Source organism: Streptomyces yongxingensis, from assembly GCF_055597465.1.
This window is the reverse complement of record NZ_CM145717.1, coordinates 4,128,910-4,152,855: the sequence shown is the minus strand read 5'-3', so window position 1 is coordinate 4,152,855 and position 23,946 is coordinate 4,128,910. Positions and strand designations below refer to the sequence as shown.

Below are 23,946 nucleotides of genomic sequence, written 5' to 3'. Positions count from 1 at the left end.
GGTTCCCACAGGGCCAGGCAGCGAGCCCCGCGCTCCGGCACGCTGAGCCGCATGAAGGTCATCGTGATCGGAGCGACAGGAACCATCGGGCGTGCCGTGGCGGACGCCCTCGAAGGTCGGCATGAGGTCGTACGGGCCTCCCGTACCGGCGCCGCCGGCGCCGTGCGCGTCGACATGGCCGACCCCGCCACCCTCGACCGGCTCTTCGCCACCGTCCAGGACGTCGACGCCGTCGTCTGCTGCGCCGCCTCCGGCGCGCTGACCCCGCTCGGCGGGGACGCCTCGGACGAGGAGTTCACCACCGGTCTGGACGCCAAGCTGCTGGGCCAGGTCGCCCTCGTGCGCCGTGCCCTCCATCACCTGCGCGACGGCGGGTCCATCACCCTCACCAGTGGGGTCTTCGAAAAGCCCACCCCCGGCGGGGCCTTCGGCGCGCTGGTGAACGCGGGGCTCGACGCCTTCGTCCGGGCCGCCGCGATCGAGATGGAGCGCGGGGTGCGGGTGAACGCGATCTGCCCGGGATGGGTGCGGGAAACCCTGGAGAAGCTGGGCATGGACCCCGCCGAGGGAACCCCCGTGGAGACTGTGGCCCAGGCGTATGCGCAGGTCGTCGAGGGGACGGCACAGGGGCAGGTGATCGTGCCCAGCAGCGGCTGACCCGGGACCGGACGGGCAGCTCGTTGACAGCCAGACAGGTCTGTCTGGTAGCTTCGGCAGTGAGACAGACAGACCTGTCTGTCCGTATTGCTCAGTCCCTGTCGGAGGAATTCCGTGCGCACCCTGCTCGTCCTCGCCCACCCGGATCTCGCCGCATCCCGGGTCAACGCCGCGCTCGCCGAGGCGGCCCGGCCGGTGGAGAACGTCACGCTCCACGACCTCTACGCCGCCTGTCCCGATCTGCGGATCGACGTCGAGCGCGAGCAGCGGCTGCTGCTGGAGCACGACCGGATCGTCCTGCAGTTCCCCTTCTACTGGTACTCGGCGCCGCCGCTGCTGAAGAAGTGGCTGGACGAGGTGTTCCTGCGCGGCTTCGCCTACGGCAGCGGCGGCACCTCGCTGCGCGGCAAGTCGCTGCGGATCGCCACCACGGCGGGTGCGCAGGAGGAGATGTACCGGCCCGACGGGTTCAACCGCTTCACGGTCGTCGAACTGCTGAAGCCCTTCGACGCGGCCGCGAACATCACGGGCATGGCTTACGAGGAGCCGTTCGTCGTCTACGGCACGCACGGGATGGACGACGCGGCGCTCGCCGCGCACCAGGAGCGCTACCGCGCGCTGCTGGCGTCCGCGCTGCCGCACGAGCGTGATCTCGCCATCGCGTAACAGACGGAAGACACTCGCCATCGCGTAACAGACGGAAGACAAGGGCCCGGCCGCGCGTATGCGGCCGGGCCCTTCGCCGTATCCACGCACGGGCCGGTCTACACCCGGGCCGGGCACGCCTCCGCCACCAGCGACCGCGCCGCCTCCCGGGCCGCCTCCGCGAACTCCGGCCTCGGCTCCAGCGCCGCCGCGGCCATCACCCCGTCCACGAGCACGGAGATCTGCACGGCGAGCCGCTCGGGGCCGGCGGCCCCGGCCTCCCGGGCCAGCTCGGTCAGCCAGGCCCGTACGGCGCGCTTGTGCTCGGCCGTCGCGGCGTGGGTCGCGGTGCCCGGCTCGGTCTCGCCCGCGGTCCTGGTGAACGCGCAGCCGCGGAAGCCGTCCCGCTCGGTCGCCGAGTCCAGCGCGTCGAAGAGGCCGATGAGCTGGTCCCGGGGGTCGGCGCCGGCCGCCTCGGCGGCCTTCCGCAGGGCCCCGCGCCAGTGCGCGTCCGATGCGTTCAGATAGGCCAGCACCAGATCGTCCTTGGTGCGGAAGTGGGAGTAGAGCGTCGCCTTCGCCACGCCCGACTCGGCGATGATCCGGTCCACTCCGACCCCGCGCACCCCGTGGGCGTTGAACAGAGCGGTCGCGGTGGACAGGATCCGCTCATGGGCGGAGGGGCGGGCGCTGCTCATGATCAAGCTCCTTGACGCGGACACACGGGGCCGTTGGGATGACCGGGGCCGCGGACCGACCGGGGCCGTGGGACGACCGGCGCCCTCCAGCGTACAGACAGACCTGTCCGTACGCCGGAGGGCGGGACGCGCCGAACACGGTCGGACGCGCCGGGTGTGGGGGGTGACGCGAGGCGGGGCTCAGCCGTTGGCGAGGGCCTGCAGCCGGTCCATGGCGCCGTTGAACTTGTTGTGGTCGCCGACCGTCGGGCCGGAGGAGGTGTACTGCCAGATGGTGTGGAAGCCCCAGCCCGCCGGAAGTTCGCCGACGGACGAGCCGTAGCGCGGAATCCACAGCGGGTTGACACCACCGAAGGCGGCGGAGTTGCCCGTGCAGCTCTTCCACCAGCTCGTCGAGGTGTAGATCACCGGATCGCGGCCGGTGCGCGCCCGGTAGGTGCTGCTGAAGTCCTTGATCCAGTTGACCATCGCGCTTGCGCTCAGCCCGTAGCAGGTCGCGCCGTAGGGGTTGTACTCCATGTCGAGCGCGCCCGGCAGGGTCTTGCCGTCCTTGGACCAGCCGCCGCCGTGGTCGACGAAGTAGTTGGCCTGTGCGGCACCGGTCGAGTTGTTCGGCAGGGCGAAGTGGTACGCGCCACGGATCATGCCGACGTTGTACGAGCCGTTGTACTGCTGGGCGAAGTACGGGTTGACGTAGCTGGTGCCCTCGGTCGCCTTGACGTAGGCGAACCGGACACCGCTGCTCCACAGCGTCGACCAGCTGACATTGCCCTGGTGGCTGCTGACGTCCACGCCCTCGACGGTGGCGAGCAGCCCCGTCGGCGCCTCACCGGTCGTGGATCCGCCCTCGTGCTTGGCTATCTGGGAACCCGCCCAGTCGTCCTCGGGATGGGGGATGGCCTTGTCGCCCTGCCCCTGGGCGGCGAACGCCGAACCGGGCAGGGCGAGGGTCATGGCGAGGAGAGCGGCGAGAATGCCGATCAGCGCACTGAGGGCGCGTCGGGTCGAACCAGGTCTGTGCACGGGCATGGCGTTGCCTCCGAAACCTCGGTGGGGGGAGCTCCGATTGGAATGACCATGTCAGGAGACGCTACGGGCGTAGACGCTACGGGCGTAGATAGACCGACGGAAGGGGGAGAGTGTGATGCCGTTGGTCTAATCCTGCGAAATACTGGTGGAGCTGCGGTAACAGCCGCGCGTGGTAGAAACTTTCACGAAGTGAAAACCCGGAGAGGGCTCTGACGTGCACAACAACGGGGCGTTGCCCCCCGAGCGGGGTGAGGGGGGCACCGTGGGCGGCATTGGTGTGGACCATGCATTCCTGGCTCTTGAGCGCGAATTGGCGGTTTTCCTCCGCAGGGCCCGTGCCGCTTCGGGGGAATTGGCCCGGGAGGTCCACCCGGAGCTCGAATCCGCCGCCTATGGACTGCTGATGCGACTGGAGGACGCCGGTCCGCAGCGCGCCACCGAACTCGCGAGCTTCGTGGGCGTCGGAAAGGCCACGATGAGCCGTCAGCTCCGGGCCCTCGAGGGGCTCGGACTGGTGACGCGGACGCCCGATCCGGCCGACGGCCGGGCCTTCCTGGTGGAGTTGACCGAGGAGGGCCGCAGCCGCTTCCGTGCCGTGCGCGGCGCACGGCGGGCGCGGTATGCCCGCCGCCTCGCCGCGTGGGAGCGCAGCGAGGTCGCCGAACTCGCCAGGCTGCTGCACCGGTTGAACGCGGAGCAGGAGGCCGACGACCGCGGCCAGACGGCGCGCGCGGCGCAGGAGTAGGGCGCTCATACACGTCAGGATCGGCGACCCGCGGGCATCCGGCGACGCGGACGTGGCAACCGCGCTACCCCGCTGGAGGGGCGGCCCTGGGGGACGGCCCCTGGGGGATGGTCCCCGAGGGGGCGGCCCCTGAGGTCAGGGCTCCACGAAGACCACGGCGGCGTCGTCATGGTTCTTGCCCCGGGGGAAGGCCGTACGGTCCGGATCGGCGTGCTCGGCCGCCCGCACCCGGTCGATCAGCGCCTGCGGGCCCTCCTTGCGCAGCAGCGCGAAGCACTCGGTCCAGTCGCCCTCGCCGAACCTCTCCACCCAGCGCGACGCCCCGTCGGTGAGCGCCGCCAGCGCCCGCACCTCGCCGCGCGGGAGCTCCCCGGTGACCGCCTTACGGGAGACGGCGGGGTCGGCGGCGGCGGTGAAGAAGCCGCCCGCCACGTTGCGCAGCGGCGCGAGCCGCCGGCCCTCGGCCCGCAGCCGGTCGATGCGGTCGTCCAGGACCGGGGTCACTCCGTCTTGGATCCGCTCGATGAGCAACACCGAGTCGGACAGCACCAGATACTCGATGCGCTCGGCGTTCCAGCGCGCCGTGACGACGGTTGCCTGTGGCGTCAGGGGGTGAGAAAGGTCACATGTTGAACTATGGGCGGCGGCGGTTCGGGCGATCGCCTCGGAGAGGCACTGTGCCAGGGGCATATCCCGTCGCGAACCGGACAGTTCGAGCAGCGATCCGCCGAGCCGCGCGGTGAACCAGTCCACACTGTGGACGCACCCGTCCCCTCCCTCGGGCGGGGTCACTCCGTCCAGCACCACCAGCGCACCGCCGCTCCCCGAGGCCGGGAGGGCTACCGAGGCGTAGTCCTCGTTGGGACAGTGCTGATCGCCGGGGGCGGTCGCGAGTTCGATGCGCATTCCCTCAGTCTGCCGGACCCCTGTCGATCACCGTGGCGGCGAGGGTCGGACCGGGCGTTGGTCCGTACCAAATCCGTCGCCGGTTTCTCCGCTGCCTGATTGGGGCGGGATTGACACTTCTGGGAAGCTGCGGGTGGGCATCTTGTCAGGACGCCGAGGTCTTTACCAATCCGCGCAAGGTGGCGGGAAGGTATGGCCGCGAGCCAAAGTTGGTGGTCAACTACGCAATACGGTTCACTCGTTCGGGTGGCCGGGCGGGTGATGCATACCCGCCCCAGACCCGTCCTGAAAGGGTCGGAATCCCTACCAGGGGTGGGGAAACACAATTGTTGATCCGTCGTCACCTCTGTCCACGTCAGCGGTCGGGCGAGAATGGATTGTGAGCACCGGTGCGGAAGAAGCGGCTTCGGGGCACCACGCACGATGCGGTCGGCGAGCCACGCCAGGATGAGGCGGCGCCGCGACGGCACACCGCACGTGTCCGTCGTCGGCTCACCACGTCCGTCGCCCTCGTCTCCGTCGCCGTCCTCGGGGCCGGAACTCCCGCCGTCCTGCTCGCCCTCGACGACACCACCGACGCTCAAGCCCTCGTCGACCTCGCGGAGACCAACCGCGGCGCGGTGACCCTCGCCCACGCCCTCGCCGACGAGCGCGACGCCATGACCCGCTACGTCGCCGACGGCCGCACCTCCGCCTCCGGCCGCGGGGTCTCCGAGGAGATGCGCGCCCGGGTCGACCGCCGGGTCCGGGAGGCGCGCGGGGAGGTCCCGGCCTCCGTCCGGCGGCGCCTCGACGCCCTCCCCGAGCTGCGGCAGGAGGCGCTGACCGGCAAGGGCTCGGCCATCGACGTCTTCACCGCCTACACCCGCACCGTCCAGGCGCTGAACGGGATCACCGACACTCTCGCCCGCCGGCTCCCGGCCGACGCCGAGTCCGGCGGCACCGCCGCGCTGGCCCCGCTCGGCCGCGCGGTGGAGGAGGCGTCCGCCACCCGCGGACTGCTGCTGGCCGCGCTGGACGCGGGCGGCGGCCAGCCCACGCTGGTCTCGGCCGCCCAGCGGACCAACCTCCGCGAGCAGTCGGCGCTCGACGACTTCGAGCAGCTCGCCCCGGCCGCCATGCGCGAGGCATACCAGCGCACCGTCAACGGCGCCGAGGTCGGCTCCGCCGAGCGCTACCTCGCCCGGCTCACCGACCAGAGCCGCCTCGCGGGCAATGACTTCTTCCTCCAGAAGGACCGCGTCGAGGCCGCCCTGAACGCCCGGATCGACCAGATGCGCGGCGCCCAGTCCTCGCTGGCCTCCGCCGAGGCGGCCCAGCTCGCCCGGGTGCGGGACGACGAGGTCACCGACCTGGAGCTGCGCATCGGCATCGTCGGCGCCGCCCTGCTGGTCGCCCTCGGCGCCGGAGTGCACAGCGCCCGCTCGATGACCCGGCCGCTGGCCGCGCTGCGGCTCGGCGCCCGGCGGGTCGCGGCCGATCCGGCGGCCGAGGAGCCGGTGGCGTTCAAGGGCCGCGACGACGAGTTCGCGGACGCCGTACGGGCCGTCAACGAACTGCACGCCAAGGCCACGCGGACGTACGAGCGGGTCGCCGAGCTCGAGCGCGAGCGCACCCGGCTCGTCGGGGAGCGGCAGCGGCTGGCCGATGAGCGGGACGGGCTGCGCGCCGAGCGGGACGCGGTCGCCACCCGGCTGGAGGGGCTGCGGGCCCGGGTCCACGGCAGCTTCGTCAGCCTCGCGCTGCGCTCGCTGGGCCTGATCGAGCGCCAGCTCGCCATCATCGAGTCCCTGGAGGAGCGGGAGCAGGACCCCGACCGCCTCGAGACGCTCTTCCAGCTCGACCACCTGGCCACCGGGATGCGCCGCTACGGCGAGAACCTCCTGGTGATCGCGGGCTCCGAGCAGAAGGCCACCCATCCGGGGCCGGTGCCGCTGCTGGATGTGCTGCGCGCCTCGATCAGCGAGGTCGAGCGGTACGACCGGGTGCAGATCCAGGCGCTGCCGCCGCATGCCCAGGTCGCCGGGTTCGCCGCGGACAGCGTCAGCCACCTGGTCGCCGAGCTCCTGGAGAACGCGACATCGTTTTCTCCGCCGGACGCGGCGGTCCAGATCTCCGGCTGGCTGCTGGAGACCGGCGAGGTCATGCTCTCCGTCCAGGACGAGGGCATCGGCATGACGCCCGAGCGCTTCGTCGAGCTGAACAACCGGCTCGCCGACCCCGTGCCCGAGTACTGCCAGGGCCCCCAGCCGGAGGACCCGCTGGGCCTCGGGCTGTATGTGGTGACCCGGCTCGCCGCGCGCCACGGCATCCGGGTGCAGCTGCGTGAGCAGCAGCCGGGCGGGGTGGCGGCCGTGGTCGTCCTCCCGACGAAGATCCTCCCCTCCGGTCCGCCCGGCGCCGGGCTGCCGCCCGCCCCGCCGGTGGGCGTGGGCGCGACGTTCGGCGCCACCGGACCGTCGTCCTTCCCGGGCTTCCCCGGCTCGGAGGCGGAGGCGAACTCCAACGCGCTGCCGGGGCAGTCCCGTTCGGTCGCGCGGGACGAGGGCCCCCAGGACCTTCGGGACCGGCTTTCCCAGGACCAGGAGGGTGTGCCGAGCGCCGCGGCGGGAGCCGCTGCCGAGCCGGTCGCGCCGCAAGCGGAGCCCGCGGCCCCGGCGCCCCGGGCCGCCGACACCGCGGCCGCGTCCTCGACGGCGCGGGAGTCCGGGCCCGGTCCGGTGCCCGTGCCCGGTGAGCCCGGGCCCGGCCCGGAGCCCGCGTTCGGGCCGCGGTCCGCGCTCGACCCGGACCCCGCGGCCGCCGACGCCGCCGCCGAACCGGAGCCGAGCGCCCCCTGGGCCGTTCCCGGTGAGCGGTGGGGGCGGACCACGGACACCGGCCGCGACTACCCCGTGGAGCCCACGCCGCCGCGCGGCCATCCGGCCCCGGAAAGCGCCGGTGCGCTGCCCGCCCTGCCCAAGCGCGTCCCCAAGGTGGCGCAGGCCGACGGGCGGGACGGCACACGGTCCGGCGCTGACGACCAGGCACCGGCACCCCAGCCCGAGGAGCCGGAGGTCCCGGCCGTCGAGCAGACGATGGAGCTGACGCTCCGACGCCTGCGCGAGAGCCATGGGGATCCCGAGGACCGCGGTGGCCGCTCGAACCGTACGGATCCCGCCGACCGCGAGAGCCGCGAGGACGGTGAGGGTCGCGACGTACGAGAGGACCCCGCGGACCGCCCGGACGCGGACGGCCGCGACGACCGCGCGGACCCCGACGACCACGCGGACCGCGAGTGGTACATCGGCGGCCACGGCATACGCCCGGTCGGCGCGGACGCCTGGGGCCCGGCCAACGGCGGCCCGGCGTGGCCCGGCGGCCCGGCGGCCGGCGGCGGCCCGGAAGGCAACGCCCCGGCGTCGTACGACGGCCCGGAAGGCAGCGTCCCGCCGTCGCTCGGCGGCGGGACGGCGGAGGGTGGTGAGCGGGCAGGCGGCGGTGAGCCGTCCGCCGATCCGTACGCCATCGGCCCCGACCAGCACGCCCGCCCGGACGACGAGGTGGCGCGCACCGACAAGGGGCTTCCCAAGCGCCGACCGCGGAACGTGGCGCTCCGGGAGCCCGACGCACGGGAGCGGACCGGCTCGGTGAACGCGGAGGAACTGCGGCGCCGGCTCGGTGGCTTCCAGCGCGGGGCCCGCGAGGGCCACCGGGACGCCGCCGCCGAGATCGCCGCCCACGGCGAGCCCGCGCGGCGGCACGGGGGACCAGCAGGGCAAACGGGGGCGCAGAACGAGGGTGGCACGGTTGAGGAGGCACGCGGGTGAATGCGCCCAGTAGTACCTACGGGTTGAGTCGCGAGGCCCGTAATCTGCACTGGTTGCTGGCGAACCTGGTCGAGGAGGTGCCGGGCGTCCGCTCGGTCGTGGTCGTCTCGACCGACGGGCTGATGCTGCTCTCCTCCGACACACGGCACCACGCCGCGGCCGCGTCGGCCGATCCGTCGGCGCAGGACGGCCCCAAGGGCTCCAGCGCGGATCTCGCGACGATCGTCTCGGGGCTCGGCAGCCTCACGCTCGGCGCGGCGAAGCTGATGGAAGCCGGCGGCGTCAAGCAGACGATGGTGGCGATGGACGAGGGCAGTCTGTTCGTCATGTCCATCAGCGACGGTTCGCTGCTGGGGGTGCACGCCACCCCCGACTGTGACATGACCGTCGTCGCCTACCACATGGCGCTGTTCGTGGGCCGGGCCGGGCATGTGCTCACCCCCGAACTCCGCAATGAACTACGCAGGTCGCTGGAGCACGCGCAGTGACGGCCGCCGGGTCCGGCCGACCCGCCCGTAAACCCGCTCGCGTACGTCCGTACTCACTCACCGGTGGCCGCACCCGCTCCGGCCATGTGCTGCTGGTGGAGACCTTCGTTGCGGCGCTGGAGTCTCCGGACGGACGGCTCGACCCGGCCCCCAGCGGGTTGAACGCCCGGATGCTGCCGGAGATCCGGGCGATCATCGAACTGTGCGGCAGGATGCGCTCCGTCGCGGAGGTCTCCGCGATGCTCAAGATCCCACTCGGTGTGGTGCGCGTCCTGCTCAGTGACCTGGCCGACCAGGGAAAGATCCGCGTCTACGGCACCGGGCGGGGCCCCGGCCAGCCGGACCGCGCGTTGCTCGAAAGGGTGCTCAGTGGACTTCGCAGGCTCTGAGACGATCACGGCGACCCCGCCGGCGACGTCGGAGATACCCGGGGCCGGGATACCCGGGGCCGAGGAGGTGCTCCAGAGGTGGCAGACGGACCGCTCCCGCGCGCCGATCGCCACCAAGATCGTGATAGCGGGAGGCTTCGGCGTCGGCAAGACGACCTTCGTCGGCGCGGTTTCGGAGATCACTCCGCTGCAGACCGAAGCGCTGATGACACAGGCCAGCGAGAGTGTGGACGACCTCGAGGCGACGCCCGAGAAGCTGACCACCACCGTCGCGATGGACTTCGGCCGGATCACGCTGGAGAACGATCTGGTCCTGTACCTCTTCGGCACCCCCGGCCAGCAGCGCTTCTGGTTCATGTGGGACGACCTGATGCGCGGGGCCATCGGCGCGGTGGTGATGGTCGACACCCGGCGCCTGGACGAGAGCTTCCCGGCGCTGGACTACTTCGAGAGCCTCGGACTGCCGTATGTGGTGGCGGTCAACCACTTCGAGGGGACTCCGCTCTACCAGGCCGAGGACGTACGGGACGCGCTCTCCGTGGCGTCCTCCGTCCCCGTGGTGATGATGGACGCCCGGCGCCGGATCGCGGTCGTGGACGCGCTGCTGGCGCTGGTGAGGCACGCCGTTGACGTGTCACCCGAGTGACGTAACCTCTGCTCCGCCCGTGGGATGGAATGCTCCGTTCCTCTTTTCGGCCCGAGCCTGAGGGAGAGTCGACAGCCATGCGGAAGATACTCATCGTGGGTGCCGGTCAGTCCGGCCTCCAACTCGCTCTCGGCCTCCAGTCCCAGGGCTACGAGCTCACGCTGATGTCCAACCGGACGGCCGATGAGATCCGCGGCGGGCGGGTGATGTCCACCCAGTGCATGTTCCGCACCGCGCTGGGCCACGAGCGCGATCTGGCGCTCAACTTCTGGGAGGAGCGGGCGCCGCGGGTCGAGGGCCTCGGGATCTCGGTCGCCGGGCCGCCGACGCCCGGGGGCCATCCACGGGTCATCGACTGGATCGGCCGGCTCGACGGCCACGCCCAGTCCGTCGACCAGCGGATCAAGATGGCCGGCTGGATGGAGACGTTCGAGCAGCGCGGCGGCCAGGTGGTCATCCACGGCGCCGCCGTCTCCGACCTGGACGTCCTCGTCAGGAAGTACGACCTGGTGCTGGTGGCCGCGGGCAAGGGCGAACTGGTCTCGCTCTTCGGCCGGGACGCCGCCCGCTCCCCGTACGACACCCCGCGGCGCGCCCTCGCGGTCGCCTATGTGCACGGCCTCGGCCCGCGCCCCGAGCACCCCGACGTCGAGGCGGTGCGCTGCAATCTCGTGCCCGGCGTCGGCGAACTCTTCGTGATGCCCGCGCTCACCACCACCGGCCGCGCCGACATCCTCTTCTGGGAGGCCGTCCCGGGCGGTCCGGCCGACGCGTTCCAGGGCATCACCGATCCCTCGGAGCACCTGGAGCGCGTCCTGGAGCTGATGGAACACTTCACGCCCTGGGAGTACGCGCGCGCCACCAAGGTCGAGCTGACGGACGCGGGCTCCACGCTGTCCGGGCGGTACGCGCCGACCGTACGCCACCCGGTCGGGCGGCTGCCGGGCGGCGGGCTGGTCCTGGGCGTCGCCGATGTCGTGGTGGCCAACGACCCGATCACCGGCCAGGGCTCCAACTCCGCGGCCAAGTGCGCGGCGGCCTATCTGGAGAGCATCCTCGAGCGCGGCGACCGGCCGTTCGACGAGGAGTGGATGCGGGCGACCTTCGACCGCTACTGGGAGAGCGCGCGGCACGTCACCAAGTGGACCAACGCGATGCTCGCCCCGCCGCCGGAGCACATCGTGGACCTCCTCGGCGCGGGGTCCGCCTTCCCCGCGGTCGCCCACCGCATCGCCAACGGCTTCGACGACCCCTCCGACTTCGAGAACTTCTTCTACGAGCCGGAGAAGGCGGCCGCCTATCTGGAGGAGGTCAGGGAAGAGGCCGAGGCCGCTGAAGCTGAGGCCGAGACCTCCGGAGCCGACGCCGAAGTCGACGATGTGGCCGGGGCCGGCGAAGAGGTCGAGGCGGTCGACGAGGCCGAGGCCGTCCGGTCCTTCCGCTGACACCGGCCGTCGCCGGAGCCGTCACCGCTTCCTGGCCACCGTGACCGGACCCGGGCGCACCACGCCGTGCAGCGGATTGGAGGCGAGCGGGGAGAGCTTCACCCGCTGGCCGGGGCGCGGCGCCTGGACCACCTGGCCGTTGCCCGCGTACATCGCCACATGGCTCGCCCCCTTGTAGTAGATCACCAGATCGCCGGGGCGCAACTGGCTGAGCGGCACCCGTGGCAGTTGGCGCCACTGCTCCTGGCTGGTGCGCGGGATGGTCCGCCCGGCATACGCCCAGGCGGAGGAGGTCAGCCCCGAGCAGTCGAAGGAGTTCGGCCCCTCGGCGCCCCAGACGTACGGCTTGCCGATCTGGCTCAGGGCGTAGGCGAGCGCCCGCCGTCCGGCCTCCGCGGACGCCATTCCGGGGCGGCGGCCGGGGGACTGGTCCGGGCGGGGCGCGGTGACGGTGGCCATGGGGGAGGGGGCGCCCGCCGCCGGGGTGTCCCGGCCGCTTCCGGGGGCCGGGGCGGCGCCGGTGCCCGTGCCGCCGTTCGTGGTGGCGGGTGGACCCGCGGCGCCGTTCGCGGAGCCGAGCGCCCCGGAGGCGAGCAGTTTGCGCTGGGCCTTCGCGGTCTCCTGGCGTTCGCGCTGGGCCACCTGGGCGATCTGGCGGGTGCTGAGCGCGGCCAGCAGCTTCTCGATGGAGCGGAGCTTCTTCTTCACCTTGTCCCGCTGTTTCTTCCGCTTCGCCGCCAGGGAGAGCTGTTTGTCCAGCGCGGTCCGCGCCCGGGTGGCGATGGTGTCGGCGCGCCGCTCGCCCTTGGTCAGCCGCTGGATCAGGGCGGCCTCGCGGCCGGCCGCCCGGTCCAGCTCCCTCGCCTCGTCGGCGGCGTTCTCCGGATGCGGGGTGAGCAGGGTCAGCAGAAAACTGTAGGAGGAGAGCGCGCTGTGCCCCTGGTACTGGCGGCGGGCCAGCCGTCCCGCGTCGTCGTGGCTGTCGGCGAGCTCCGTACGGGCGTGGACGAGCCGGGCCGTGAGCTCCCTGGCCCTGGTGCGCTGCTTGTGCAGCTTCTCCTCGGTCGCGTTGTACGCCTCCGTCGCCTCCTCGGCCTTCCGGTACAGCGTCTTGAGCTGCGTCAGCAGCTCGGACACGGACCGGTCGGCGGGGCGGGCGGGGGCGGCCGACGCCTTGGCCGCCGGAACGGCGGGCACCAGCGCGGCGGCCGCGGTGATCGCCGCCGCGCAGACCGAGCCCACGATCCGTCCTGACACGTGATCACCTCCGGCTCCGAGACGCCTCTGTTCGGCGTCCAGCTCAGCAGGGATCGTGGCATGACGTTCGTATCTTCAGGAGAATTGTGGGCGAGTCGGGCGAATACGGTCACCCGTCCGGCGGGCCGTCCGCTCGGCCCGTCGGTCAGTTCGGCTTGGACCACGGCCACTTCGGCCCGCCACCCGGTTTCCCCTCCGGGTCGTACTCATAGGCCCAGCCCCGGACCAGGCCCAGCCGCTTGGAGGTGGCGGCGGGAACCCTGCGGTAGACATACACCGTCGGCGGTCCGCCCGCCTCGTCCTCGACCGGCACCTCGTAGGTCTTCGGCGGCTGGCCCGTGAGGCCGACCAGCACCGGCAGCACCCGGCCGTCCAGCGGCCCGCCCACGAAGGGCGTCTCCTCGCTTCTCACGGCACGACCGTACGTCTCACGACGACCGTGCGTCTCACCGCGGCCGTTGGTCTCGCCACGACCGTACGTCTCACCGGCCGCGCTCGTCACAGCAGATGCGAGGCATCGCCCATGGCGGGTACCACGCGGCGCGCCAGCCGCCCGACCGGTCCCTCGGCGGGCTCCATCCTGACCGCTGCCTTCATCACCCGGGCCGTCTGCGGATCGGTGGCCGCGGTGGCGGTCAGCATCGCCACGAACTGGTCCACCAGCCAGTCGCGCAGCTCCTCCAGCGACGGCCGCTTCTCCTCGTCCAGCCAGATCAACGAGGCCGCCTCGACGGCCGTGATCCAGGTGCGCACCATCATCCGCAGCCGCGCACCGGGCTCTTTGACCGCCAGATGGAGCAGGATCTCCTCGGCCGCCGCCCGCCGCACCTCGTCCACGATCGCGTTCGTCCGCGAGGTCTCGGCCACGCTGCCGCTCTGCAACAGTGCGCTGAACCCCGCGTCGTGCTCGTCCACGAAGGCCAGATAGCGGTCCAGTACCCGGCCCAGCCGGGCGCTGAGCGGACCGCTCCTGGGCTCCTCGAAGCACCGTTCCAGCTCATCGGCGGCGCTGCGCAGCGCCGCCTCGTACAACTGCTGCTTACCGCCCGGGAAGTAGCGGTAGACCAGCGGACGGGAGGCCCCGGCGGCCGAGGCCACATCGTCCAGCGACACGTCCTCGGGCGCGCGGTGGGCGAAGAGGCCGAGCGCGGCGGTGAGGAGTTCGGCGCGCCGCGCCTCGACGCTCAGCCTGCGGTAGCTGCCCCGGCGCGCGGCCGGCGGGCTCGCGGCGGCACTCGCCTCCGCCGGGGGTGTCGCCTCCGGGGGTGCCGGAGCGGTGCCGCTGCCTGTCGTCATGCCTGGCAGCGTAACCGTCCATCGTTACGAAGCGGATGCCCCCTTCGGCCCGACCCGAAGGGGCCCCCGGGCCCGGCCCGAACGCGCCCTTGGGTCCGGCGGCCCAATGCCCCTTGGCCCGGCGGCCGATGCCACGCAGCGTCGATATGCGGCTCCGCCGCGTGGCAGGGCTTCGGCCCCTGGGTCCGGGGTCTGGGGCGGAGCCCCAGTTTCGGGAAGGGGCGGGGAGGGGAACAGCCCGCCGCAGGCGCCACACCCCGCCCGACACCCCCTACGCCAGCAGCCCCGAGCTCTTCCACAGTCGGCGCCCAACGCCCCGCATCACCCCGACGTCGTCGAGGAATTCGGTGAGCTTGCGGGCGCCGTTGCGCATCACCTCGCGCCGATGGGCGCTGGCCCGCACTTGAGCGACGGCCGCGCGGCGGTCGAGTCCCACGTCGGTGTAGACCTTGGGGTTGATGAACGCCTGCGAGAAGATCCGGGAGAACTCCCCCGAACCGATCCGGGTCAGCTCCGCCTCCCAGCGCGGCGCCCGCAGCATCTGGCGGCGCAGCTCCTCGCGCGCGTACCGCACATGGCGGGCCTCCTCGACCACATGGATCCGGGTCACCCCGCGAATCAGCGGCTGAACGCGCTCGTCGGGGAAGGTCAGCCGCTGCATCCAGTCCAGGATCTCCTCGCCGAGGAGGGTCGCGGTGAACGAACCGGGCGTGGTGGAGAACGTCTTGAAGAACCGGCCCAGGTTGTGGTGGAGCGGGGCGACCGGATACGCCGGGGTGCCGCCCTTGGTGATCAGCCGCGCGAACATCTTGGAGTGGCGGCACTCATCGGCGATCTCGGTGAGCGCGTACCGCACATGGGCGCTGGTCGCGGGCTTGTCGTAGATGTGCCGAGTGAGCAGCTGGATCAGGATGATCTCGAACCATATGCCCAGGGAGGCGAGGGCCGCCGCCTCGTGCTGGGACAGCAGCAGCCGCTGCTCCTCCGACATCCGGTGCCACATGGGCGTGTCGTAGAGCGACACCAGCTCCGGCGGCCAGAACCATTTGCCGGACTCGAACGGCGCGTCCCAGTCCAGTTCGGTGTCGGGGTCGAAGGAGTGCTTGGCGGAGGACTGGAGCAGCCGCTCCGCGACCCGTTCGCGGTCCTTGATCAGCCCGAGCGCGTCCCGGAGCGCGGGTGGTTCGGTCGTGGTGGACATCGTCGAGGGCACCTCACTGATGGCTCGGACAGACGCCGGTGGGAACGGTTACCGGCGGATACCTCTTATGAGACTCCGTGTCAGCAAGCCCGTCAATCCCTTGAGGAGGTCTTATTGACCGCTCTGTAACGCGCGTGTGAGCCTGCCGAGTACGCATCCGTTCACGGGGGAGCGAGGCGAAGGAGGCGTCGGTGGCGACGCAAGAGCTCTACGCGATGGATCCCGGAGACCCCCTGTGGCAGGTGCCCGCCGGCGGCGCCGCCCGCTTCAGCTGGGAGTACGACGACCACCGGGCCCGGCTGCTCGCCCTCTACCAGAAGGGCAAGGACAAGCAGTGGGACGCGGTCAAGCGGATCGACTGGGGCCTGGACGTGGACCCGTACGATCCGCTGGGCACCCCCGATGAGTCGCTCGCCCTCTACGGCACCCGCCACTGGGACCGGATGACCGACCGGGACAAGGGCGAGCTGCGCCATCACGTCGCCGCCTGGCAGTTCAGCCAGTTCCTCCACGGCGAACAGGGCGCGATGGTGTGCGCGGCCCGGATCGTGGAGTCCGCGCCCGACCTCGACGCCAAGTTCTACTCCGCCACGCAGACCATGGACGAGGCGCGCCACGCCGAGCTCTACGGCCGCTTCCTGCACGACAAGCTCGGCACGGTTTACCCCATCAACACCGATCTGCGGACCCTCCTCGGCGACACCCTCCGCGACTCCCGCTGGGACATGGCCTACCTGGGCATGCAGGTGCTCATCGAGGGCCTGGCGCTCGCCGCGTTCGGCCTCATCCGCGACACCACCGACAAGCCGCTGCCCCGGCAGATCCTCGCCTACGTCATGCAGGACGAGGCCCGCCACGTGGCCTTCGGCCGGATGGCGCTGCGCGACTACTACCGTCAGTTGAGCGACGCGGAGCTGCGCGAGCGCGAGGAATTCGTCATCGAGGGCTGCTACTTGATGCGCGACCGGCTGCGCGGGGTGGAGGCCCTGGAGAACTTCGGCATCCCGAAGGCCGAGGCCGAGGAGTACTGCGAGCAGTCGCAGTTCCTGCACATGTTCCGCAAGCTGCTCTTCAGCCGGATCGTGCCGTGTGTGAAGGACATCGGGCTGTGGGGCGAGCGGCTCCAGCGGGCGTATGTCGACATGGGCGTGCTGGAGCTGGGTGACAGCAACCTCGACCTGCTGATGAACCAGGACGAGGAGCTGGCCGAGCGGCTGGACCAGCAGCGCTTCGCGGCGGAGGAGGCGGCACGCACGGGCGAGGTCGAGGAGGCGATCGCGGAGGGGGCGGCGGCCGAGGCGTGAGGACGCGGGGGCACGGAGGACACAGGGGACGCAGGGGTCATGGAGGGTATAGAGGGCGCAGGGGGCACAGAGAACACAGAGGGCACAGGCAAATCACAGGTGACACCCCCTCAACCTCGCCTCCACGCACCGATCTTGGTAGATTCATGATCACCACCAGCGGAGAAGGCCGAGGTCATTGGGGTGACCTCGGTCCGGTGGCGTTCATATGCGTTCATATGAAGGAACGGCCGAAGGGTGCTCTCCACGGCGGTGGGGGGCACGCCTTTGTTCCGGCGTTCCGGAGGATGATGGTGGGGTGCGGATTCGAACGAGCACCAGTGAAGAACTCCCCGTCCTCCAGGACATAGAGCGCGCCGCCGGACTCTGCTTCCGGGACATCGGGATGGACGAAGTCGCCGATGACGAGCCCCTGAGTCTGGAAGAGCTGAGCCGCTACCAGCGGGCCGGACGGGCCTGGGTCGCGGTGGACGACGCCGACCGGGCGATGGCGTACCTGATCACCGACCCCGTCGACGGAAACATCCACATCGAGCAGATCTCGGTCCACCCCGACAGCGCCCGCCGTGGCGTGGGACGGGCCCTGATCGACCACATCGCGGCGCGCGCCGCGGGCGACGGCGTCCCGGCGCTCACCCTGACCACCTTCGTCGACGTGGCCTGGAACGCCCCGTACTACGCCGCGCGGTGCGGCTTCCGGACCCTGACCGAGGCCGAGCTGACCCCCGGCCTGCGCGAGATCCGGCTCAGCGAGGCCGGTCATGGGCTGGACCGCTGGCCACGGGTGTGCATGCGCAGGGATGTGGGCTAGCAGGTGTCCGACGGACCGTGACGCCTGCGGCGGGTTGCTCCCCTCCCCGCCCCCTTCCCGCGGCATCGCCATGCGGCTCCGCCGCGTGGCGGGGCTCCGCCCCGGACCCCGGGGTCCAGGGCGGAGCCCCTGGTAACGGGAAGGGGCGGGGAGGGGAAAGCATCGGCATGCGGCGGCGCCGCACGGTCCGCCGGGCACCCCGTAGCCGAGGCTCGCCGACATGGCGCGGGCCGGGGCGCCCGGCACGGGGAGGACTCCGGCGCCCGGCACGGGGAGGGCCCCGGCGCCCGGCCGGGGGGGGCGGACACCAGCGCCCGGCGCGGGGCGGACACCAGCGCCCGGCCGGGGGCGGACATCGAGGCGGCGCGGGCCGCCGTCTACGTGCACAGCTCCTCCACCGCCCGCCCGAACGCCCGTATCCGCGCGGTCTCGTCCGCCCGCCGCCACACCAGGCCCAGCACCGAGTCCGGCACCCCCTCAACCGGTACGAAGGTGATGTCCCGGCGGCGGTGGTACTCCGCGGTCGGGGCGCACAGCAGCATCCCGCCCCGGCCCGCCGCGACCGCCGCCAGCCCCTCCTGGAGCGTGTGCACCAGCGGCCCGCGCGGAATGGGCCGCCCGTCGGGGGTGGCGGCGGGCGCCATCGCGTCGTGCCAGTAGCGCGGCGCGGGGGCGGACGGGCCGATCAGCGGGCAGTCGGCCAGCGCCTCGGCGTCCACCCGGCCGCGGCCCGCGAACGGATGGCGGGCGGAGACCACCACGGTCTGCGGCTGCTTGGAGAAGACCGGGCCGAGGACGAGGTCGGGCTCGGCCACCGGCAGGCAGACGATCGCGGCGTCCACCTCACCGGCCCGCACCGCGCCGAACGGATCGGCCAGCGGGATCTCCACGGTCGTCGGTTCACAGCCGGGGTGGCGGTCCCGGAAGGCCGCGATGGCCGCCGTCACCCGTTCATCGGCGGCCCCCTGGAACCCGATCCGCAGCACGCCCTCCACCCCGCGCGCCGCCCCGCGGGCGCTCTCGAAGGCCCCGTACAGCGCCTCGTAGGCGGGCCGGAGCTCCGCCAGGAACCGCTCGCCGAGCGGGGTCAGCCGCGCCCGGCGGCTGGTGCGCTCCAGCAGCCGGGCGCCGATCCGGCGCTCCAGGTTCCGCAGCAGCTGGCTCACCCGGCTCTGCGAGACGTACAACCGCTCCGCCGCGCGGCCGAAGTGGAGCTCCTCGCTCAGCACGAGGAAGCACTCCAGCTCGCGGATCTCCAACCCGGCCATGGCCTCCCACCGACACCGATTGATGAGCCTCGCTCATGGAAGGCTGAAAACTTCGGCGTTGTTCCCGCAGGGGTACGGCTGTTCGCTAAAGGCATGTCCAATAGCACGGAACTCACCGCTCCGGCAGGCACATCCGGGTCACCTCCGGTGGTGCGCTCGCCGCTCAGAGCCTGGCTCAGGGCCTGGCTCGCCGTCGTCGCCGTCGCGGTCGGCACCTTCGCGGTGGTCACCACCGAGATGCTGCCGGTCGGCCTGCTCACCTCGATCGGCTCCGCGCTCCGGGTCTCGGACGGTACGGCGGGGCTGGCCATGACCGTGCCCGGTCTGGTCGCCGCGCTCGCCGCCCCGCTGCTCACCGTCACCGTCGGCCGCTACGACCGGCGGCTGGTGCTGTGCGGACTGATGGTGCTGCTGGCCGCCGCCAATCTGCTGTCCGCGCTCGCGCCCGGCTTCGCCGTCCTGCTGTTCGCCCGGGTGCTGGTCGGGGTGAGCATCGGCGGGGTGTGGTCGATCGCGGGCGGGCTCGCGGTGCGGCTGGTGCCCGAGCGCTCCGCGGGCCACGCCACCACGCTGATCTTCAGCGGTATCGCGGTGGCCTCGGTGCTCGGGGTGCCGATCGGAACGCTCATCGGGGATCTGGTCCACTGGCGGGTCGCGTTCGCCGTGTTCGCCGCCCTGTCGCTGGCCGTGGCCGCCGCCATGGCCGTCACCCTGCCGCCGCTGCCCGCCACCGGTACCGTCCGGCTGCGCGAGGTGCCGGGGCTGTTCCGCAACGTCCGGCTGCGGACCGGCCTCATCACCACCCTGCTGCTGGTCACCGGCCACTTCGGCGCGTACACGTACGTCCGCCCGGTGCTCGAGGAGGTCGCCGGGGTCGGGACGGGCCTGATCAGCACCCTGCTGCTGGCGTACGGCGTGGCGGGCATCGCCGGGAACTTCCTGGCCGGCGCCACCGCCCATCGCGATCCGCACCGCACCCTCGTGGTCATCTTCACCCTGCTGGCGGCGGCCGAGCTGCTGGTCCCGGTCGCCGGTGCCACGACGGCGGGGGCGGCCGTACTGCTGCTGGTGTGGGGGCTGGCGTACGGCGGGGTGTCGGTGACCTGCCAGACCTGGGTGCTGCACGCGGCGCCGGACGCACGGGAGGCGGCGTCGGCACTGTACGTCGGGGTCTTCAACGTGGCGATATCGCTGGGCGCGCTGCTCGGCGGCCGGACGGCGGACGGGATCGCGGTCCCCAGCGTGATGTGGTTCGGGGGCGCGCTGGTGGTCCTCGCCTTGGCGAACGTGGTGCTGTTCGGCAGACGGAGGTGAGAGGGGCCGCGGGGAGTACGGAGGTCACGAGGGCCACGTCAGGCCATGTGGACCCGGCGATCAGGTGAGACCCTGAAACCAGGGGACTCGTCTGCGGGAGTGGGTCCGATGGCAGTGAGCATGCACGTGGTCTGGAGCAAGTGCGAGCCGGGACGCGTCATCTACGAGACGCATTCGATCGAGACGGTCACCGACGGCTCGGGCGTCCACGCGACCGTCGACAGCCACACGTACGAGATCTCCCTCCGCAGCCGTGCCCAGGCGGAGTCCATCGCGGACGAGGAGGGCTACGAGCTGTACCGGAAGGGCGAGGCGTGGGAGAGCCTCCCCGAGGAAGAGGGTCTCTCCGAGGAGGGCCTCCCCGGGAAGGACGAATGAGTAAGGAGCAGCGCCCAGGGCGCTGCTCCTTACGTCATGCTCTGCCGGGGCCCTCGCTCAGGGCCCGGACTCACTCCTCGCCGTCGCCGTGCCCCAGCAGGAAGTCCACATCCCGCCGCTCGGTGCCCGCCGCGCCGCCGACCGTGATCTGTCGGGTCGCCGGGGCGTAGCCGCTGGCCACCACCGTGTAGTGGTCGCCGGTGAGGGCCTCGAAGCCGAAGGACCCGTCCACACCGGTGATGACCTGGCCGACCACGTCCCCGGAGGCGTCCAGCAGCGAGACCCGCGCGTCCCCGAGCGGCCGGCCGCCCCGGTTCCGTACGGTGCCCCGGACCCGGGCCGCGGGCGGCAGCTCGGCCTCCACGCGCACCGGCTCACCGGCGGTGAGCTCCACCTGGGTGGCGTACGGCCGGTGCCCGGCGGCGGCCACGGTCAGCGTGTACGCCCCCGGGGCCAGCTCCGGCAGCGCGAACTCGCCCTTCTCGTCGGCGGTCACCGACCCCGCGACCTCGCCCTCGGGCCCGGTGGCCGTGGCGGTCGCACCGGCCAGCGGCTCCCCGCCGACGGCCCGTACGGACCCGGTCAGCCCGCCCCCGCCGGACAGCCGCAGATCGCAGACGACCGGCAGATCCGAGACCAGCAGCGTGGCGGCCTGCGGCTGATGCCCGGCGGCCGAGCCGATGAGGACGACGCTCGCCGTGTCGGGGGCGGGCAGGTGGTACCGGCCGTCGCGGCCGGTGACCGTACGGCCGAGCTGGCGGCCGCCCGTGTCGATGAGGGTGATGGCGGCGTCGGCGAGCGGGGTGTCGCCGGGGCCGAGAACACGGCCGTGGATCACGCTGCCGGTGAGGGCGGGGAGGTCGTCGACGACCTCGGCGTCTTCGGCGCGTGCGGCGACCGGCTCCGCGACAGCGACGGCAACCGGAACACCGATCGGGGCGGAGTCAGCCACACGACCGGAACCACCAACCGGCGCGGAGTCGGCCACAGGGGCGGAATCAGCCCCCGGAGCCGAAGTGGCAGCGGGAGCCGAAGTGGCCATGGGACCCGAGCCCGCCACCCGCCCGGCCCGCCGCCGCGCGGGCAGGAAGAGGGCGATCAGCAGACCGACGACCGAGGCGGCGCACGCCACCATGAACGAGATCTTGAACCCGTCCTTGCTCGGCAGCGCCACCCCACCGAAGTCGATGGTCTGGTGCGCCAGGATCACGCCCACCACCGCGCTGGAGGTGGACATGCCGATCGACCGCATGAGGGTGTTGAGCCCGTTCGCCGCACCCGTCTCGGCGGCGGGGACGGCGCTGACGATCAGGGTGGGCATCGCCGAGTACGCGATGCCGATACCGACGCCGAGCGCGGTGGACAGCACCACGATCTGCCAGATGTGGTCGATCATGACGAGCCCCGCACCGTACGTCGCGCCGATGACGAGCAGCCCGAGGACCAGCGAGACCTTCGGCCCCCTGGCGGCGTTGATCCGCGCGGACAGCGGGGAGACCAGCATCATCGCGACGCCCATGGGGGCGAAGTAGAGCCCCGCCATGACCATCGACTGACCCAGGCCGTACCCGGTGGCCTTGGGGAGCTGCAGCAACTGCGGAAGGATCAGCGACATCGCGTAGAACGAGAAGCCGACCATGATCGAAGTGAGGTTGGTCAGCAGCACCTGGCGCCGCGCCGTGGTCCGCAGATCGACCAGCGGCTCGGCGGTACGCAGCTCGAAGACGCCCCACAGCAGCAGGATCACGACGGACGCGCCGAACAGCCCGAGCGTGGTGCCGCTCGTCCAGCCCCAGTCACCGCCCTTGGTGATGGGCAGCAACAGACAGACGAGACCGGCCGTCAGCCCGAGCGCGCCGATGGCGTCGAAGCGGCTGGGGGTGCGAACGGAGGACTCCGGGACGACGGCGAGCACCAGGGCGATGGATATCGCGCCCAGGCCCGCGGCCCCGAAGAAGAGCACATGCCAGTTGGTGTGCTGCGCCACGAACGCGGCGGCGGGCAGCCCCAGCGCGCCGCCGATGCCGAGCGACGAGCTCATCAGGGCCATCGCCGAGCCGAGCTTGTGCGGCGGAAGCTCGTCCCGCATGACGCTGATGCCGAGCGGAATGGCCCCCATGGCCCCGCCCTGGATGGCCCGGCCGATCACCATCACCACCAGGTCGGAGGTGACGGCGCAGGTCAGCGAGCCGATGACCATCAGCGCCAGTGCGACCATCAGCATCCGGCGCTTGCCGAACATGTCCCCGAGCCGCCCCATGACGGGCGTGGAGACGGCACCGGCGAGCAGGGTGGCGGTGACCACCCAGGACGCGTTGGAGCTGGTGGTGTGCAGCAGCTGGGGCAGCTCGGTGACCAGCGGAACGACCAGTGTCTGCATCACGGACACGGCGATACCGCAGAACGCGAGCACCGCCACGAAGCCGCCGCCGACCTCCCGCGGGAGCGGCGTGCCGGACGGCGCGGCGCTCAGGGGTTCCGCGACGCGAGGTGGGGCTGACTGGGGCATGCGAATGCCGCCTCCAAAGAAAGTTCAGGAGATTGATGGAAGCATGAGAGATGTGCATCCTACACAGGGTGTGTATCGTGCACACTTCCAATGAGGGGCGCGGGGGAGGCGAGGAGGAATCGTGCTGGATCGTCGGCTGGAGCGACTGGAACGCGAGCTGATGCTGGTGGCCAGGTGCTCGGTCCTGACCCCCCGCGAGCGCAAGGGCCAGGCGACGGACCCCCAGGATCCCACGGCGCAGCCGGACACCGGCACACCTCCCCGCACCGAACCGTGCACTCCCACCCGCCTGGACCGCTCCGGCTACCTGCTCCTCTCCCGCCTGGACGCCGAGGGCGCGATGTCCATCGGCCAGCTTGCCGACGCGTTCCAGCTCGACGTCTCGACCGTCAACCGCCAGACCGGCGCCCTGCTCCGGGCCGGCCTCGTCGAACGCATCCCGGACCCGGAGGGCGGCCTGGCCCGCAAGCTCCGCGTCACCGCGCAGGGGGCCGACCGCATGGCGGCGGAACGGACGTGCAGGCAGACCGACCTGTCCCGGCTCCTGGAGTCGTGGCCTCCCGAGGACGTGGCCCGCTTCGAGGACGTCCTGACCCGCTTCAACCGCGAGGTGGAACGCCAGGAGGGCCGGGCCTGGCCACGGGAGAGGGGCGAGGCGGCAAGCGCTCCGGAATGAGGGCGCCGGGAAGAGCGTTGCCACAAACAGGAACATGATGCCTGTCACACCCACCGAGGAGGCCAGGAAGAGATGTCCACCCACGCTTCCCATCCCAAGACCACCGGCACCAGCGGCGGACACCGCGTGGACGTGGAGCGCGGCGCGCAGCACGTCACGGTCACGATCGACGGCCGCGTCGTCGCCGAGTCGACCCGCCCCCTGCTCGTTCACGAGACCGGTCTTCCGGTCCGCTACTACCTCCCCCCGGAGGACGTGGACCTGACCCTCTTCGAGCCCACCGACACCCACACCACCTGCCCCTTCAAGGGCGAGGCCGCGTACTGGACCTACCGCGGCCCGGCAGGCGAGGGCGCGGAGCCGCGGCCGGACGTGGTGTGGGCGTACCCGCAGCCGATCGAGAAGGTGGCGGAGATCAAGGACCACCTGTCGTTCTACGACGAGGTGGCGAAGATCGACGTGTCAAAGTAAGAGA

At 72.0% G+C, this 23,946-nt stretch carries 23 protein-coding genes; 14 read left to right on the top strand and 9 right to left on the bottom strand.

Annotation, left to right across the window (positions count from 1 at the left end; translation table 11 throughout):
* The first annotated feature begins 51 nt into the window (after window positions 1-51).
* Together ACZ6TD_RS17330 and ACZ6TD_RS17325 are read left to right on the top strand one after the other, a co-directional pair.
* A complete protein-coding gene (locus ACZ6TD_RS17330) occupies window positions 52-657 on the top strand; it encodes a short chain dehydrogenase (RefSeq protein ID WP_471354958.1) in 606 nt (201 codons plus the stop codon).
* Between the two features lie 114 nt (window positions 658-771).
* Window positions 772-1,323, top strand: coding sequence for an NAD(P)H-dependent oxidoreductase (locus ACZ6TD_RS17325; protein ID WP_471354956.1), 552 nt, complete (start codon window positions 772-774; stop codon window positions 1,321-1,323).
* Window positions 1,324-1,421: 98 nt separating this feature from the next.
* On the opposite strand, the gene ACZ6TD_RS17320 is transcribed toward ACZ6TD_RS17325, so the two are convergent.
* Together ACZ6TD_RS17320 and ACZ6TD_RS17315 are read right to left on the bottom strand one after the other, a co-directional pair.
* On the bottom strand, window positions 1,422-2,000 hold the full coding sequence (locus tag ACZ6TD_RS17320; RefSeq protein WP_471354954.1) for a TetR/AcrR family transcriptional regulator: 579 nt from the start codon (window positions 1,998-2,000) through the stop codon (window positions 1,422-1,424).
* Window positions 2,001-2,180: 180 nt separating this feature from the next.
* Window positions 2,181-3,029 (bottom strand): lysozyme, encoded by an 849-nt coding sequence (locus ACZ6TD_RS17315; RefSeq protein ID WP_471354953.1) that lies wholly within the window; start codon window positions 3,027-3,029, stop codon window positions 2,181-2,183.
* A 214-nt stretch (window positions 3,030-3,243) separates the two neighbouring features.
* Here ACZ6TD_RS17315 and ACZ6TD_RS17310 point away from each other — a divergent pair, with 214 nt between their 5' ends.
* Window positions 3,244-3,774, top strand: coding sequence for a MarR family winged helix-turn-helix transcriptional regulator (locus tag ACZ6TD_RS17310; RefSeq protein ID WP_470004711.1), 531 nt, complete (start codon window positions 3,244-3,246; stop codon window positions 3,772-3,774).
* 135 nt (window positions 3,775-3,909) lie between these two features.
* Here ACZ6TD_RS17310 and ACZ6TD_RS17305 read toward each other — a convergent pair whose 3' ends face one another.
* Window positions 3,910-4,680 carry a hypothetical protein gene (locus tag ACZ6TD_RS17305; RefSeq protein ID WP_471354951.1) on the bottom strand — a complete coding sequence of 257 codons (771 nt, stop codon included), beginning with the start codon at window positions 4,678-4,680 and terminating at the stop codon, window positions 3,910-3,912.
* A 389-nt stretch (window positions 4,681-5,069) separates the two neighbouring features.
* Between ACZ6TD_RS17305 and ACZ6TD_RS17300 the strand changes: the two genes are divergently transcribed.
* From ACZ6TD_RS17300 to ACZ6TD_RS17280, 5 genes are all read left to right on the top strand, one after another.
* Complete coding sequence (locus tag ACZ6TD_RS17300) at window positions 5,070-8,489, top strand: sensor histidine kinase (RefSeq protein ID WP_471354949.1); 3,420 nt, start codon at window positions 5,070-5,072, stop codon at window positions 8,487-8,489.
* Complete coding sequence (locus ACZ6TD_RS17295) at window positions 8,486-8,977, top strand: roadblock/LC7 domain-containing protein (protein WP_471354947.1); 492 nt, start codon at window positions 8,486-8,488, stop codon at window positions 8,975-8,977. The genes ACZ6TD_RS17300 and ACZ6TD_RS17295 overlap by 4 nt, the downstream gene beginning before the upstream one ends.
* A complete protein-coding gene (locus ACZ6TD_RS17290) occupies window positions 8,974-9,366 on the top strand; it encodes a DUF742 domain-containing protein (RefSeq protein ID WP_191067938.1) in 393 nt (130 codons plus the stop codon). The genes ACZ6TD_RS17295 and ACZ6TD_RS17290 overlap by 4 nt, the downstream gene beginning before the upstream one ends.
* A 34-nt stretch (window positions 9,367-9,400) precedes the next feature.
* Window positions 9,401-10,012, top strand: coding sequence for a GTP-binding protein (locus tag ACZ6TD_RS17285; protein ID WP_106969044.1), 612 nt, complete (start codon window positions 9,401-9,403; stop codon window positions 10,010-10,012).
* A 77-nt stretch (window positions 10,013-10,089) separates the two neighbouring features.
* Window positions 10,090-11,457 (top strand): styrene monooxygenase/indole monooxygenase family protein, encoded by a 1,368-nt coding sequence (locus tag ACZ6TD_RS17280; protein ID WP_471354945.1) that lies wholly within the window; start codon window positions 10,090-10,092, stop codon window positions 11,455-11,457.
* Between the two features lie 21 nt (window positions 11,458-11,478).
* Here ACZ6TD_RS17280 and ACZ6TD_RS17275 read toward each other — a convergent pair whose 3' ends face one another.
* From ACZ6TD_RS17275 to ACZ6TD_RS17260, 4 genes are all read right to left on the bottom strand, one after another.
* Window positions 11,479-12,714, bottom strand: a complete 1,236-nt coding sequence (locus tag ACZ6TD_RS17275) for a C40 family peptidase (RefSeq protein ID WP_471354943.1) — start codon at window positions 12,712-12,714, stop codon at window positions 11,479-11,481.
* A 145-nt stretch (window positions 12,715-12,859) separates the two neighbouring features.
* Window positions 12,860-13,126 (bottom strand): hypothetical protein, encoded by a 267-nt coding sequence (locus ACZ6TD_RS17270; RefSeq protein WP_210951532.1) that lies wholly within the window; start codon window positions 13,124-13,126, stop codon window positions 12,860-12,862.
* 86 nt (window positions 13,127-13,212) lie between these two features.
* Window positions 13,213-14,010, bottom strand: coding sequence for a TetR/AcrR family transcriptional regulator (locus ACZ6TD_RS17265; protein ID WP_471354941.1), 798 nt, complete (start codon window positions 14,008-14,010; stop codon window positions 13,213-13,215).
* Between the two features lie 271 nt (window positions 14,011-14,281).
* A complete protein-coding gene (locus ACZ6TD_RS17260) occupies window positions 14,282-15,211 on the bottom strand; it encodes an AurF N-oxygenase family protein (RefSeq protein ID WP_471354939.1) in 930 nt (309 codons plus the stop codon).
* 215 nt (window positions 15,212-15,426) lie between these two features.
* On the opposite strand from ACZ6TD_RS17260, the gene ACZ6TD_RS17255 reads away from it, so the two are divergent.
* On the top strand, window positions 15,427-16,515 hold the full coding sequence (locus tag ACZ6TD_RS17255; RefSeq protein ID WP_471357811.1) for a ferritin-like domain-containing protein: 1,089 nt from the start codon (window positions 15,427-15,429) through the stop codon (window positions 16,513-16,515).
* Window positions 16,516-16,813: 298 nt separating this feature from the next.
* A complete protein-coding gene (locus ACZ6TD_RS17250; protein ID WP_470004722.1) occupies window positions 16,814-17,326 on the top strand; it encodes a GNAT family N-acetyltransferase in 513 nt (170 codons plus the stop codon).
* A gap of 377 nt (window positions 17,327-17,703) precedes the next feature.
* Here ACZ6TD_RS17250 and ACZ6TD_RS17245 read toward each other — a convergent pair whose 3' ends face one another.
* Complete coding sequence (locus tag ACZ6TD_RS17245; protein WP_471354937.1) at window positions 17,704-18,594, bottom strand: LysR family transcriptional regulator; 891 nt, start codon at window positions 18,592-18,594, stop codon at window positions 17,704-17,706.
* Window positions 18,595-18,687: 93 nt separating this feature from the next.
* On the opposite strand from ACZ6TD_RS17245, the gene ACZ6TD_RS17240 reads away from it, so the two are divergent.
* Both ACZ6TD_RS17240 and ACZ6TD_RS17235 read left to right on the top strand, forming a co-directional pair.
* Window positions 18,688-19,908 carry an MFS transporter gene (locus ACZ6TD_RS17240; protein ID WP_471354935.1) on the top strand — a complete coding sequence of 407 codons (1,221 nt, stop codon included), beginning with the start codon at window positions 18,688-18,690 and terminating at the stop codon, window positions 19,906-19,908.
* Between the two features lie 108 nt (window positions 19,909-20,016).
* A complete protein-coding gene (locus ACZ6TD_RS17235; protein WP_471354933.1) occupies window positions 20,017-20,286 on the top strand; it encodes a hypothetical protein in 270 nt (89 codons plus the stop codon).
* Between the two features lie 70 nt (window positions 20,287-20,356).
* On the opposite strand, the gene ACZ6TD_RS17230 is transcribed toward ACZ6TD_RS17235, so the two are convergent.
* Window positions 20,357-22,795 carry an MFS transporter gene (locus ACZ6TD_RS17230; protein WP_471354931.1) on the bottom strand — a complete coding sequence of 813 codons (2,439 nt, stop codon included), beginning with the start codon at window positions 22,793-22,795 and terminating at the stop codon, window positions 20,357-20,359.
* Window positions 22,796-22,916: 121 nt separating this feature from the next.
* Between ACZ6TD_RS17230 and ACZ6TD_RS17225 the strand changes: the two genes are divergently transcribed.
* Complete coding sequence (locus tag ACZ6TD_RS17225; protein ID WP_471354930.1) at window positions 22,917-23,471, top strand: MarR family winged helix-turn-helix transcriptional regulator; 555 nt, start codon at window positions 22,917-22,919, stop codon at window positions 23,469-23,471.
* 72 nt (window positions 23,472-23,543) lie between these two features.
* Window positions 23,544-23,942, top strand: coding sequence for a DUF427 domain-containing protein (locus ACZ6TD_RS17220; protein WP_471354928.1), 399 nt, complete (start codon window positions 23,544-23,546; stop codon window positions 23,940-23,942).
* Window positions 23,943-23,946 lie beyond the last annotated feature (4 nt).